This is a genomic window from Bacillus sp. 11B20, assembly GCF_056098985.1.
The window spans coordinates 622967-637493 of the sequence record NZ_JBLZWZ010000008.1; the positions used below are offsets into that span (position 1 = coordinate 622967).

Consider the following 14527-nt stretch of genomic DNA (forward strand, 5'->3'; position numbering starts at 1 on the left):
CGCTTAATCACTCACTGGCAACTGTAGCAAAGCCTTGTGCCATATTTGATTTGAACAACTGAAATGCCCCTTGCTCCACCTGTACAGGTTCGACCTTTTTCTCTTCATCTTCAACCTGTAAATCAAAGATTTCTTTAAAGAGTAAAAGTTTCTCCTCTGCATTTGGCTCCGCGGCAATTTCTTTTGCCTTCAAGATAGGATCTTTCAGCATTTGGTTGATGATGCTTTTCGTATGTTTATTTAACAGCTTCATTTCACGGTTTGTGAGGTTTGGAAGCTTCCGCTCAATACTCTGCATCGTATCGGCTTGAATTGTGAGTGCCTTTTCTCTAAGTGCAGAAATGACTGGAACAACACCTAACGTATTCAGCCATTGCTTAAATTCTACAATTTCTGCTTCAATCAGGAGCTCAACCTGCTCAGCCACTGCACGGCGCTCTTTTAAGTTAGCAGCCACGATGCCTTCAAGGTCATCAATGTCATACAAAAAAGCACCTTCTACTTCAGAAATGGCTGGATCTAAATCACGGGGTACAGCAATATCTACCATAAATAGAGGTCTGCCCTTCCGCTTTTTATTCGCACTTTCGACCATTTCTTTTGTAATGACAAATTGTTTCGCACCCGTTGAGCTGATTAAAATGTCCGCTTCGGATAATGTTTTTTCTAATTGGTTTAAGCTCTTAGGCTCTCCTGAAAAACGACCGGCCAATTCCTTTGCCTTCTCAAACGTTCGGTTGATGACCGTTACTTGGCCAATTCCTTGCCCTTGAAGGTTTTGAGCCGCCAGTTCGCCCATTTTGCCCGCGCCAAGAATCAGGACATGCTTATCAGAAAGACGTCCAAAGATTTTTTTGGCAAGCTCAACAGCTGCATAGCTGACAGATACGGCATTAGACGCAATATCCGTTTCCGCATGAGAGCGTTTTGCAACAGTGACCGCCTGTTTAAATAAATAATTGAAAACGGTACCAATGGTCTTCTCCTCTTGAGCTACTTTAAAGCTTGAGCGTACTTGACCGAGTATTTGCGTTTCACCAATGACCATGGAATCAAGTCCACAGGCCACACGGAATAAATGCTCAACCGCTCCATCGTTTTCATAGAACTTCAAATAAGGAGAGACATCTTCTTTTTCTAAACCGAACCAATCGGCTAAAAATCTTTTTATATAAAACCGTCCAGTATGAAGCTGATCTACTACTGCGTAGATCTCTGTTCGATTACATGTTGAGATGACGATATTCTCTAGAATGCTTTTTTCTTCTTTAAGCTTGGACATCGCTGTTCCGAGCTCACTCGGTTCAAAGCTCAGCTGTTCCCGTATCTCAACAGGGGCTGTTTTATAATCTAAACCCACAACAAGAATATGCATAACTTCAGCTTGCACCCCCAACGCCCTGTCTAATTTATAATAATTACAATATAGAATTTATTATTTATAATGATTATAACATATATTCATTTTTAACTGGATAAAAATTGTGAACAGATTTCAAAAATGTTGTGATATAGTAGAAAAATGTTCGACACCGTTTATGCCATATCATCACTTCAAGCAATTTACCAGATTTGGCGCGTGCGGACAAATGATCTGCTTAAAAGAAGGTGACATCTTTGAAGAAGAAATCCATTTTGCTGCCGCTTACTTTACTGGCTGTAGCGCTATATGCCATTCTCTCAGGAGGTCAATTTGACATTTGGAAGGATCAAGAGAAATGGTATACACTTGTACTGCTTTTTGGACTCGCTTTTTTATATCAAGGAAAGAAGGAGCAAGAAAGCGCTCATGTGTTTATCGGTATGCTTATGACAGGCCTTTCGCTACACTTTATTCTTCAGCCTAAATTGGACCACTGGCCAGACACATTTACGATGATTGTATTCATCGTAGGACTTGCACTCTTTGTGAAATCATCTCAGAAAAAAGAATATCGTATTGAAAGTGTTGTGCTGATCGCACTCGGTCTGTTCCTTTATTTCTTTCAGCAAATTACAAAACAGCTAAGTTCCCTTTCGATTCCTACTTCCGGCTTTGAATTGTACTGGCCTTATGTACTGATTGCTGTCAGTCTCCTCTTATTATTTTTAAAAAGGAAATAACTTATACAATAAAAAAGCATCTGCTCATCGCAGATGCCTTCAGCGAGAAGACAAACCCTCGCATTCGGTGTCAGTCCTGCGTGCTGGTGCTCACGAATATCAAATTCGCTCCGCGCCAGTACTCGTCCTTTCTAGACTTCAAGGGTTTTCATCTCACGCTGAAAAGAAAACTAATGTAAAAAAGCATCTGCTCATCGCAGATGCTTTTTTAGCTGTTTACTTTCGCAAGGATCGCATTCCAGGCTTCATCTTTTCCCTTTTTTGTTTCAGAAGAGAATAAGATGAGTTCATCTGATGGGTCAATGTCGAGCGTCTGTTTGACGACTTTCGCATGTTTTTCCCATTTGCCTTTTGGAATTTTATCCGCTTTTGTAGCGATGACGATCACGGGAACTCCGTAATATTTAAGGAATTCATACATGTTCACATCATCTACTGATGGCTTATGGCGCAGATCCACAATTTGGACAACTGCTTTTAATTCTTCACGCATTGTAATATACGTTTCGATCATTCTACCCCAGGCTTCGCGCTCTGTTTTTGATACTTTGGCAAAGCCGTAGCCCGGAACGTCCACAAAATGGAGCATATCATTAATAATGTAGAAATTAAGCGTCTGTGTCTTACCTGGTTTAGAAGACGTACGCGCTAAATTTTTACGATTAATCAATGAGTTGATGAACGAGGACTTTCCAACATTTGATCGTCCAGCAAGCGCGATTTCAGGCAGTCCGCCGCTCGGGTACTGCTCTGGTTTCACCGCACTAATGACGATATCTGATTTTGTTACTTTCATCTTCCCTCTCCTACCAACGCTTTCTCAAGCACCTCATCTAGATGTGAGACCGGAATAAAGGTTAGTCCTTCTCTCACACTTTCAGGAATATCATCAATATCCTTCTCATTGTCCTTTGGAAGAATAATGGTTTTCAATCCTGCACGATGTGCGCCTAATGCTTTTTCTTTTAGTCCGCCAATTGGAAGCACTCTTCCTCTTAACGTTATCTCTCCTGTCATACCAACCTCTTTTGATACAGGACGTCCTGTGAGTGCTGATACAAGAGCCGTCGCAATGGTGATACCAGCTGATGGCCCGTCCTTTGGAACCGCACCCTCTGGAACATGGATATGAATATCGTGCTTTTCATTAAAATTAGGATCAATGTTCAGTTCATCTGCTTTGGAACGAATATAACTGAATGCCGCCTGTGCAGATTCTCTCATGACATCACCAAGCTTACCTGTTAACAAGAGCTTGCCTTTACCAGGCGAGAGTGATACCTCAATTGATAGGGTGTCTCCGCCAACTGTCGTATACGCAAGTCCTGTAACAACCCCCACTTGGTCTGTTGTTTCAGCCTGACCATAACGGTAAAGTCTTTTTCCAAGGAATTCAGATAAGTTCTTTTCCGTCACTGTGATGCGTTTTCGGTCTTCAGCCACAATCGCTCTTGCCGCTTTTCGGCAAATGGCCGCAAGCTGACGCTCTAACCCGCGGACTCCTGCTTCTCTTGTGTAATAGCGGATCATATCATAAATCGCTGCTTCACGAAGCTGCAAGTTCCCTTTCTTTAATCCGTGCTCCTTTAGCTGCTTCGGCAGAAGGTGATCTTTCACAATCTCTGCTTTTTCAACCTCTGTATACCCTGCAATCGTGATAATCTCCATTCTATCACGAAGTGGGCCCGGAATGGTTGCTAAATTGTTGGCAGTGGCAATAAATAACACTTGTGATAAATCAAATGTCTCTTCAATATAGTGATCGCTAAAGTTGTGATTTTGCTCTGGATCCAGCACTTCAAGCATCGCAGAAGACGGATCACCTCTAAAATCAGAGGACATCTTATCAATTTCATCTAAAAGAAACACCGGATTCATTGTGCCTGCCTTGCTCATCCCGCGAATGATGCGGCCTGGCATCGCGCCTACATACGTTCTTCTATGTCCACGAATCTCAGATTCATCACGCACACCGCCAAGAGAGATACGGATAAACTTTCGGTCAAGTGATTTAGCAATCGATTTGGCAAGTGACGTTTTCCCTACCCCAGGAGGTCCTGCTAAGCAAAGAATCGGTCCTTTTAATGAATTGGTCAGCTTTTGTACAGCAAGGTATTCAAGCACACGTTCTTTGACCTTTTCCAGCCCATGATGCTCATCATCTAAAATCTCACTTGCCAGCTTTAAATCTAGACGATCTTCTGTATAGATGCCCCATGGAAGATTGATCAGCCAATCAATATAATTTCGAATGACAGAGCTCTCCGCAGAGCTTGAAGGAATTTTTTCATAACGGTTCAATTCTTTTAGTGCCGTTTCACGAACAGAATCCGGCATGCTGGACTCTTCGATTTTAGACATTAATGAACTGACTTCGCCCGTTTTTCCTTCTTTGTCACCTAGCTCCTTTTGAATGGCTTTCATTTGTTCACGCAAATAATATTCTTTTTGCGTTCGTTCCATTGAACGTTTGACGCGCTGACCAATTTTCTTTTCAATCTCCAGCACTTCTTTTTCATTGTGGATTAAGCTGATGACACGGTTCAGACGTTTTTTAACATCCACTGTTTCCAGTACTTCTTGTTTGTCCTTTAATTTAAGCGGCAGGTGAGAAGCAACGATATCTGCCATTCTCCCCGGTTCCTCAATATCCGTCACCGTTGCATATGTTTCAGCTGAGATTTTTTTTGAAATTTTTATGTACTGATCAAAGTGATCTAACAAAGTGCGCATGAGTGCTTCTGCTTCTGCGTCCTTTAAATCTTCTTCTGCCAATTCTTTAATATCGACGGACGTATAGTCCTCAAGCTCCACATATGATTCGATCTGCGCTCGATTTAAGCCCTCTACGAGTACACGAATCGTTCCATTCGGCAGCTTCAGCATTTGTTTAATTTTTGTGTAGGTGCCGACTTTGAAAATTTCCTCTTCACCTGGTTCATCTATTGAAATTTCCCGCTGTGTTGCTAGAAAAATCATATGATCGTTCATCATCGCCTGTTCTAATGCTTGAACAGACTTCTCGCGTCCAACGTCCAAATGCAAGACCATTGTTGGATAAACAAGCAAGCCTCGCAATGGGAGGAGCGGAACATTCTTTTTGATTTCATCTGCCATGTTGATTGACACCTCCGTCACTAGTATGAATCATTATAATATACCTGTTTCAGTCTTGTACAATGTAAAAGACTTGAGAAATGATGATCTTACCGTAGTATACCCTTTCTTTTTATCTTGAAAAAGAAAAAAAGATCTATTTCACTAAAAAATCCCCATATGTGATGGGGATTAAACAGATTTTCTTTTCATTTCCTCTTCTAGTCCATCTTTCTTCTCGTCTGGCGGGTTGACCAAACACTGATCCAGCACCTCTTGGAAGTGCTTCACAGGCACAATGGTGACGCCTTCAATCTCTTTTAAGATCGACTGCTGGTTGTCATAAGGAATAATCACGGTTGTGGCACCAGCTTGTTTCGCCGCCTTAATCTTCGGTATCACACCGCCGATCGGCTTCACCTGACCCTGCAATCCGATTTCACCTGTCATTGCTGTCAGATGATCAATCGGGATTTGATGAATGGCAGAGAAAATCGCCGCCGCCATGGCAATCCCAGCAGACGGTCCATCAATCGGGGCACCGCCTGGGAAATTAATATGGATGTCATATTCATTTGTCCGTATGCCTAAGTTTCTCAGCACTGTTAATACATTTTCAACAGACCCTTTGGCCATACTTTTTCGTCTAATGGATTTAGACTGACTGCCAATGCTTTCTTCTTCTGCAATGCCTGTAATGTTGATACTGCCTTTTTCAAGCGCCTTACATATATTCACTTCAATCTCAAGCAGGGCACCGCTGTTTGGTCCGTAGACAGCCAGACCATTCACTACCCCGACTTTTGGCTTTTCCGGTACTTTTTGTTCATATCTTGGTGTCAGCTGACTTGAATGAATGACCCACTCGACATCTTCGATCGTGATGTCTTTTCGGTTTTCTGTGACGGCCATTCCAGCGGCGATCTGCACCATATTGACTGCTTCACGGCCATTTTTCACATAGGAGGTTAACAGGTTCAGCCCTTCATCACTTAATTCCTTTTGGATTTTTTGGACAGCCTTAGCAGCAACAATTTTCAGTTCATGCTGGTCAAGATCCTTAAAGAAAATTTCCAAACACCTTGAGCGAATGGCTGGTGGAATTTCTTCAGGTGTTCTTGTCGTAGCACCAATCAACCGGAAATCAGCCGGAAGCCCATTCTGAAAAATATCGTGGATGTGATTCGGAATTTGGGTGTTTTCCTCACTGTAGTAGGCACTGTCTAAAAATACTTTCCGATCTTCAAGGACTTTCAGCATTTTGTTCATTTGGATCGGATGCAGTTCGCCAATTTCATCAATAAACAGAACCCCGCCATGAGCATGCGTAACGGCTCCTTGTTTTGGCTGCGGAATGCCTGCCTGTCCCATCGCTCCCGCCCCTTGGTAAATCGGGTCATGCACGGAACCAATGAGTGGGTCTGCGATGCCCCGTTCATCGAATCTTGCGGTTGTGGCATCGAGCTCCACAAATACCGCATCTTTCTTAAACGGTGAATCAGCATGACGCTTCGCTTCTTCCATGACAAGACGGGCAGCTGCTGTTTTTCCAACTCCCGGGGGGCCGTAGACAATGACATGCTGAGGATTTGGTCCGCAAAGCGCCGCTTTTAGAGCACGAATGCCGTCTTCCTGCCCTACAATATCTTGAAATCCCTTTGGCCGGACTCTCTCTGATAAAGGCTCACTCAGCTTGATTGAGCGCATCTTTCTGAGTGCTTCCATTTCTTTCTTTGATTCTTTGTCTATCGTCACCTTTTGTGTGCGCTGATTTCGCAGTAAGTTCCAAAAGTACAGCCCGATGACGATACCAAAGAACAGCTGTATAAATAATACGATTCCTGTCCAGCTCAATCGGTGCTCCCTCCTTCATCTATCGTATGTATTGGTTTCTGTCTGCTAGTATTTCCTAGAGCTGGACGGAATAAACACGTCTTCCACGATAAATAAAAAACTCCTGAATCAAAATGATTCAGGAGTGAGACTTCTCTTATGCAGATGTTTTTGTATCTTTGTTGACGACTGTGCCATCTTTTAACACAAGACGCGGCGGCTCACCATCAGCAACCGTTGCACCAGTGATGACACATTTTTCAATATCATCACGAGATGGAAGGTCAAACATCACATCAAGCATGATACCTTCAATGATTGAGCGAAGACCACGAGCGCCTGTTTTACGCTCAATTGCTTTTTTCGCAATTTCGCTAAGAGCATCTTCTTCAAATTCAAGCTCTACATCGTCAAGCTCAAGCATTTTTGTATATTGCTTAACGAGCGCATTTTTAGGCTTCGTCAAGATTTCTACAAGTGCTTTTTCATCTAACGGCTCTAGGCTTGCAATAACCGGTAGACGACCGATGAATTCTGGAATTAAACCGAAGCGAAGCAAGTCTTCTGGCAGTACTTTTGATAGAAGGACTTCTTTTTCAAGATCTTCGACTTTATTTTCCGCACCGAATCCAATTACTTTTTGACCTAAGCGGCGTTTGATGATTTGCTCAATGCCGTCAAAGGCTCCACCACAAATAAAGAGGATATTTGTTGTATCGATTTGAATGAATTCTTGATGAGGATGCTTACGTCCACCTTGAGGCGGTACACTAGCAACTGTTCCTTCAAGAATTTTCAAAAGGGCTTGCTGGACACCTTCCCCAGATACATCTCGAGTGATAGAAGGGTTTTCTGATTTTCTTGCTACTTTATCGATCTCATCGATGTAGATAATGCCTTTTTCCGCTTTTTCTACATCATAATCCGCTGCCTGGATCAGCTTTAGTAAAATATTCTCTACGTCTTCACCAACATAACCTGCTTCAGTTAATGATGTTGCATCTGCGATCGCAAATGGAACATTTAAAATACGAGCAAGTGTTTGAGCAAGTAATGTTTTACCGCTTCCTGTTGGTCCAATCATAGAAATATTACTTTTCGAAAGCTCAACATCATCAATCTTGCTGTTGGAATTGATCCGTTTGTAATGGTTATAAACCGCTACAGCTAAGGATTTTTTCGCATTGTCTTGTCCGATGACATATTCATCAAGAATCTCCCGAATTTCATGAGGCTTCGGAACATCCTTGAATTCAACTTCTTCCTCTGTGCCGAGCTCTTCTTCAACTATTTCCGTGCAAAGCTCGATACATTCATCACATATATATACGCCAGGTCCTGCGACCAGTTTACGCACTTGATCTTGCGTTTTTCCGCAAAACGAGCATTTTAATTGACCTTTTTCCTCGTTGAATTTAAACATTCTTTCACCCCTTATTCTTCTTCACTTGCCTGTAGCTAACAGTCAGCTACCTTTCTGGGTCCAGTATGTATGCATTTTACCATACTTTCCTAAAAGACGGTAACGATGTGTTTCTAACACTGCACATTGAGATATGTATGACAGAAAGATGCGACTTACACTATCGTTTCCAAAAGAAGCGATGATAAGTCAAAAATTGTACAAAACAAGGCACGAGTCACTCGCGCCCTGTTTTATTATTATGCACCATATTAACGGTTTTCTACAAGAAAATCAATTGCTTTACGAACTTTTAGATCTTCTTTCATTGCTTCAGTAGATCCGATCGCTTGTTTGATATTTTCAATTGGCATGTTGTATGCTTCAGCCATTTTTGAAAGTTCTTCTTCCACTTCTTCGTCAGACACTTGTAAGTTTTCTGCAGCAGCAATTGCTTCAAGTGTTAGGTTAGATTTTACGCGTTTAGCAGCATCTTCTTTCATTTGCTCTTTAAGCGCATCTTCATCTTGTCCAGAGAATTGGAAGTAAAGCTCAAGGTTCATTCCTTGCATTTGAAGACGTTGTTCGAATTCTTTCATCATGCGGTCTAGCTCTGTGTCAACCATCGCTTGTGGGATGTCAACTTCCGCATTTTCAGAAGCTTTCGCAACTAGCTCTTCACGAAGTTTTCCTTCTGCTTCGTTTTCTTTTGCTTCTTCAAGACGTTTCTTCGTTTTTTCAGTTAACTCAGCAAGTGTTTCTACTTCTTCATCAACATCTTTAGCGAACTCATCGTCAAGTGCTGGAAGTTCTTTTGCTTTGATTTCATGAATTTTCACTTTGAATACAGCTGGTTTACCTGCAAGGTCTTCAGCATGGTATTCTTCTGGGAATGTAACTTCTACGTCTCTTTCAGCGCCAGCTTCAAGACCAACTAATTGCTCTTCGAAACCAGGGATGAATGAACCAGAACCTACTTCAAGAGAGTAGTTCTCAGCTTTTCCGCCTTCGAATGCTTCTCCATCAACGAATCCTTCGAAATCAAGAACAACTGTATCGCCGTTTTCGATTGCGCCTTCTTCTTTGACAACAAGCTCAGCTTGACGGTTTTGCATGCCTTTAAGCTCTTCTTGTACATCTTCATCAGTAACAGCTGTGTCGTCTTTTTCTACGTTAAGACCTTTGTAGTCACCAAGTTTTACTTCAGGCTTCACTGTTACTTTTGCAGTGAAGATTAAGCTTTCGCCTTTTTCGATTTTCTCAACATCGATTTCAGGGCGGTCAACTGGCTCGATACCAGCTTCGTCGATTGCTTTTGGATATTCAACTGGAAGAAGAATATCTAATGCATCTTGATAAAGAGATTCTACACCAAAACGCTGCTCGAAAAGACCACGTGGTACTTTCCCTTTACGGAATCCAGGGATTGATACTTGCTTAACCACTTTCTTAAATGCATCATCAAGTGCTTTGTTAAATGTTTCAGCGTCAACTTCTACAGTTAGAACGCCTTCGTTACCTTCTTGTTTTTCCCATTTTACTGACATGTGTGTTTCCCTCCAAAAATCTATTCAGATTGTGCGTTGCTCCATTCTAAAGCATCATAAAGACTTCGTCCAATCAAAAACCACGCACTCCGCTAAGAAGCTTGCATTATGTATACAACATTTGACTTGATTATACATATCGTCTTTCAACCGTTGGAATCTGACAACTGCACTATATATGCACAAATACAACCATTATATTATAACATAACAAGTCCGTCTTTCAACTAAATCGACAAATTACAAATAAGAAATTTCTTCAATATCTTTCAGCATTGTGCAAGCTTCTCTCAGCTCTCGTTCGTTAAATTCATACAATAGATGCAATTCTTCGAGTTCAATCTCGATCCCATGCATTTCATAGCCGACTTTATGAAGTGCCGCTGCCCAAAGACTCGGATCTGTGTACTTAGGAAGAAATGGATACAGCACAAATAAGTGCCGGCGCCATAGCTCTTCCACGCCTTGGTAAAGGGTTGGGTTCTCATTGCCGAGCGTGTCATCGAGCATACGAAGGACTTGCTGAAGAAGCGGCATCTGCTCTGGCTTTACAGCCTCAGAAGGAATAAGTGTTAAAGAATCACCGAATTTTGTCACATGAACCGGCTTTGCCACATCATGATCTGCCAGAAGCTGCAGGATCATTGATTTGACCAAAGGGTTCCCATCGGGATTTTGTAAGATTGTATTTAATAGACCCATGTGCGGTGTAATATTCCGGTCTTTCAATGAATGGATGAACTGGACCTGTTCTTCCGGCCGCTTCAGCATGTCATCTATATTGACCTCACTTCCGGCTTCCTCATCTTCATCTAAAATCTCTTCAGGTGATTCAATCATTTTTCTGCTAAATTCGAGCAGCTTGTAAAAATGCTCCGCGCTTTCTGCCGGAAGATGGTTTTCCTCGAGCACAGCCTCAATCGTCTGTTTGACTTCTTCATATTCTTTCAGCTGAATTAAGATCGTCATATACACTTGGAGCACAGTGAAATAGTGGCCATATCCTTCATGTAGCATTTTTTCACAAACACGCTTTGCATCCTGCAGCTCACCCAGCTCCAGAAAACAAATTGCCATTCCGAGGTGAATATCGGATTCTTCATCGTCATCATACGATTTTGCTTCTGAAAACAAGTGAAGCGCCTCTTGATACTGTTTATCTTTTAATGCTGCCATTCCTTTTTCAATCAGTCTTTCTTTCAGACCAGGAAACAAAATGACATTATCTTTCTTCTTGTCATGCTTCATGCTTACGTTCCTTTCGGGCGCATATTTTTTATCAGTTTACCAACGAAGATTAGTAAACACAAGTAACGAGAGGTTTTCATGCAAAAAAGAAGCCGTCACACCTCGGGCGGACAGCTTCTCGTTGCTTAAGCGCGCAGCCAGTTGCTACGCTTTTCTTCAAATGCTTGAATGTCATCTTCTAGTAGTAATGTTAATGAAATCTCATCATAACCATTTAGGAGCATTTCTCTCCAGTGAGGGTCGACTTGAAAAGGGGTGATATTCCCTTCGTGATCTTCTATTTGCTGTTTTTCAAGATCAACCGTCATCTCATACCCTTTGTTCTCATATGATGCTGCGAAGGTTTTCCACACATCATAATCAAGGCGAATCGGAAGCATCCCATTTTTAAAGCAGTTTTGATGAAATATATCTGCGAATGATGGTGCGATGACAATTTTAAAGCCATAATCATCAAGCGCCCAAGGAGCATGTTCCCTAGATGATCCGCAGCCAAAGTTTTCTCCTGCGATCAAAATCGATGCTCCTTCATAGATCGGCTGATTCAGTTCGAAATCTGGATTTGGGCTGCCATCGGCTAAATAACGCCAGTCGAAAAAGGCAAAGCGGCCATATCCTGTTCGTTCGATTCTTTTTAAAAATTGCTTCGGAATAATTTGATCTGTATCTACATTGATACGGTTAAGCACAGCGGCTTTCCCTTTATGAGTGACTAAAGGCTCCATCTATGACAACTCCTTACACGACTGTTTTCTCTTGATTAAACTTCCTGACATCGACAAATCGGCCATGTATCGCAGCCATTGCAGCCATTGCCGGGCTGACAAGATGCGTTCTCGCACCCTTCCCTTGACGCCCTTCAAAGTTACGGTTTGATGTGGACGCGCAGCGTTCGCCCTCCGGTACCACATCGTTATTCATACTAAGGCACATACTGCAGCCTGATTCTCTCCATTCAAATCCTGCTTCAAGGAAGATTTCATGAAGACCTTCTTTTTCTGCTTGCAATTTGACACTTTGAGAGCCAGGCACCACAATCGCTCTGACATGATCTGCTACTTTTTGTCCTTCAATCATAGAAGCGGCTTGGCGTAAATCAGTCATTCTTGAGTTCGTACATGAGCCGATAAAGACATGCTCAATCGTAATATCTTCTATACGCTGATGCGGATGGACTCCCATGTATTCGTAAGCACGAATCGCTTCTTTTTGATCATCTTCTTGTGCAAAGTCCTCAGGTCCTGGAATTGATGCATCCACAGGCAGTACCATTCCTGGGTTAATTCCCCACGTAACCATTGGTGAAATCTTATTTCCATCTAACACAATGGTTTTATCGTAGGTTGCACCTGGATCTGTTCTAAGTTCTTCCCATTCTTTAATAGCTGCTTCGAAATCTTCGCCCTGCGGTGCATATTTGCGGCCGCGGCAATATTCGAAGGTGACTTCATCAGGTGCAATCAATCCTGCTCTCGCGCCTGCTTCAATCGACATATTACAAACAGTCATCCGCTCATCCATCGTCATGTTTCTGAATACTTCCCCAGTGTATTCAATGACATAACCTGAACCGAACTTCACGCCGTGTGCACCAATGACGGCTAAAATGACATCTTTGGCGGTTACCCCTTTTTGAAGCTTTCCGTCTACTCTAATTTCTAGCGTTTTCGGACGCTGCTGCCAAAGCGTTTGTGTAGAAAGTACATGTTCAACCTCACTTGTACCGATCCCAAAGGCAAGTGCGCCAAACGCGCCGTGAGTTGATGTATGACTATCTCCACACACAATTGTTTTCCCCGGAAGTGTCAATCCAAGCTCCGGTCCAACGACATGGACGATTCCCTGGTCAACACTATGGAGATCAGCAAGACGAACGCCAAATTCCGCACAGTTGCGCTCTAAGGCACTCACTTGCTTTTTAGCAATCTCATCTTTAATCACAAATCGATTCACAGTTGGGATGTTGTGATCCATCGTCGCAAACGTGTTTTGAGGTCTTCTTACCTTGCGCCCTTTTTGTCTTAATCCTTCAAATGCTTGAGGTGATGTCACTTCATGCACCAAGTGCAGATCAATATATAAAAGGTCTGGTTTCCCCTCGCCGCTTTTGACTATATGCTGATCCCATATTTTTTCGATGATTGTTCGAGGCATAACCCTTTTCCTCCCTCTATCTAATTCCACAAGATTCTATTTATACAATGGTTTGCACGCGCTGCTTGAGTGCGTCTACAACCGCATTAGTGATTTCTTCAGTCGTTTGATATGTTCCCTCTTTTGCTGCTAAATCTTTTGTTCGTTTTCCAGAGGCAAGAACAGCTTCCACAGCGTCTTCTATTGCAGCCGCTTCTTCTTCTAATGCAAAGGATGTTCTAAGCAAGCTTGCTGCTGATAAAATGGTTGCCAGAGGGTTTGCAACGTTTTGCCCCGCAATATCGGGTGCTGAACCATGAATTGGCTCATATAAATGAAGGCCTGTGCTTGATAAACTAGCAGATGGCAGCATGCCGAGTGATCCAGTAATCATCGAAGCTTCGTCACTTAAAATGTCGCCGAACATATTCTCAGTCACAATGACATCAAATTGAGCGGGCTTGTAAATCAGCTGCATGGCTGCATTGTCGACGAGCATATGCTCAAATTCAACTTCTGGATATTGAGAAGCAACTTCCTCTACTGCTTCACGCCATAGTTTACTAGAAGCAAGAACATTCGCTTTATCCACAGACGTCACTTTTTTCCGTCTCGTTAAGGCCATATCGAACGCTTCTTTTAATACGCGGACAATTTCTTCCTTTGTATAAAGGAGCGTATCAACGGCAGCTTCTTTTCCTTCATCATCTGTATAGCGTTCGCTTGGTTCACCAAAATAGAGGCCGCCTGTTAATTCACGAACGATGACGAAATCGACTCCGTTAATGTGATCCTGTTTTAACGGAGATGCCTCGCTTAAGCTATCGAACACCTTTACAGGGCGGATGTTAGCAAATAAGTCCAGCTGTTTACGAATGGCGAGCAAGCCTTTTTCCGGACGAAGCTCTGGCGGGTTTTGATCCCACTTTGGTCCGCCGACTGCTCCTAATAAAATCGCATCAGCGCTTTTGCATACATCTACTGTTTCCTTTGGAAGCGGGTTGTTTTTTTCATCTATTGCGATACCGCCAATGAGCGCAGTTTCAAATTCGAATTCGTGCTGAAATTGAGCCGCTGTCTCTTGAAGGACAGCGACTGCAGATGTCACGACTTCCGGTCCGATTCCATCGCCGGGCAAAAGTGCAATTTTCTTTTTCATGAGAAC

General features: G+C 42.6%; 11 protein-coding genes. 1 reads left to right on the forward strand and 10 read right to left on the reverse strand.

All coding sequences use genetic code 11. The features are described 5' to 3' along the window. Positions 1–7: 7 nt before the first annotated feature. Entirely contained in the window at positions 8–1375 is a 1368-nt protein-coding gene (gene hemA, locus ACN6NB_RS12595; protein ID WP_474253396.1) for a glutamyl-tRNA reductase, read from the reverse strand. A 242-nt stretch (positions 1376–1617) separates the two neighbouring features. Between hemA and ACN6NB_RS12600 the strand changes: the two genes are divergently transcribed. Next, complete coding sequence (locus ACN6NB_RS12600) at positions 1618–2103, forward strand: hypothetical protein (RefSeq protein WP_034279808.1); 486 nt, start codon at positions 1618–1620, stop codon at positions 2101–2103. Between the two features lie 208 nt (positions 2104–2311). On the opposite strand, the gene yihA is transcribed toward ACN6NB_RS12600, so the two are convergent. From yihA to leuB, 9 genes are all read right to left on the reverse strand, one after another. Beyond that, positions 2312–2899: a ribosome biogenesis GTP-binding protein YihA/YsxC gene (gene yihA, locus ACN6NB_RS12605; protein ID WP_056768031.1), complete on the reverse strand. Its 588-nt coding sequence runs from the start codon at positions 2897–2899 to the stop codon at positions 2312–2314. After that, a complete protein-coding gene (gene lon, locus ACN6NB_RS12610) occupies positions 2896–5220 on the reverse strand; it encodes an endopeptidase La (RefSeq protein ID WP_039180421.1) in 2325 nt (774 codons plus the stop codon). Before lon ends, yihA begins: the two co-directional genes overlap by 4 nt. 171 nt (positions 5221–5391) lie before the next feature. After that, positions 5392–7053: an ATP-dependent protease LonB gene (lonB, locus tag ACN6NB_RS12615; protein ID WP_041086484.1), complete on the reverse strand. Its 1662-nt coding sequence runs from the start codon at positions 7051–7053 to the stop codon at positions 5392–5394. A 136-nt stretch (positions 7054–7189) separates the two neighbouring features. Further along, entirely contained in the window at positions 7190–8455 is a 1266-nt protein-coding gene (gene clpX / locus ACN6NB_RS12620) for an ATP-dependent protease ATP-binding subunit ClpX (RefSeq protein WP_024423180.1), read from the reverse strand. A 251-nt stretch (positions 8456–8706) separates the two neighbouring features. Then, the gene (gene tig, locus ACN6NB_RS12625; protein ID WP_144491356.1) at positions 8707–9981 is read right to left on the reverse strand and encodes a trigger factor; all 1275 of its coding nucleotides are present in this window, start codon (positions 9979–9981) and stop codon (positions 8707–8709) included. Positions 9982–10221: 240 nt separating this feature from the next. Then, the gene (ddcA, locus tag ACN6NB_RS12630; RefSeq protein WP_047202463.1) at positions 10222–11229 is read right to left on the reverse strand and encodes a DNA damage checkpoint antagonist DdcA; all 1008 of its coding nucleotides are present in this window, start codon (positions 11227–11229) and stop codon (positions 10222–10224) included. A 125-nt stretch (positions 11230–11354) separates the two neighbouring features. After that, positions 11355–11954: a 3-isopropylmalate dehydratase small subunit gene (gene leuD, locus ACN6NB_RS12635; protein ID WP_047202464.1), complete on the reverse strand. Its 600-nt coding sequence runs from the start codon at positions 11952–11954 to the stop codon at positions 11355–11357. Positions 11955–11967: 13 nt separating this feature from the next. Next, the gene (gene leuC / locus ACN6NB_RS12640; RefSeq protein ID WP_039180431.1) at positions 11968–13383 is read right to left on the reverse strand and encodes a 3-isopropylmalate dehydratase large subunit; all 1416 of its coding nucleotides are present in this window, start codon (positions 13381–13383) and stop codon (positions 11968–11970) included. Between the two features lie 40 nt (positions 13384–13423). Continuing rightward, the gene (gene leuB / locus ACN6NB_RS12645) at positions 13424–14521 is read right to left on the reverse strand and encodes a 3-isopropylmalate dehydrogenase (protein ID WP_064497856.1); all 1098 of its coding nucleotides are present in this window, start codon (positions 14519–14521) and stop codon (positions 13424–13426) included. Between the last annotated feature and the right edge of the window lie 6 nt (positions 14522–14527).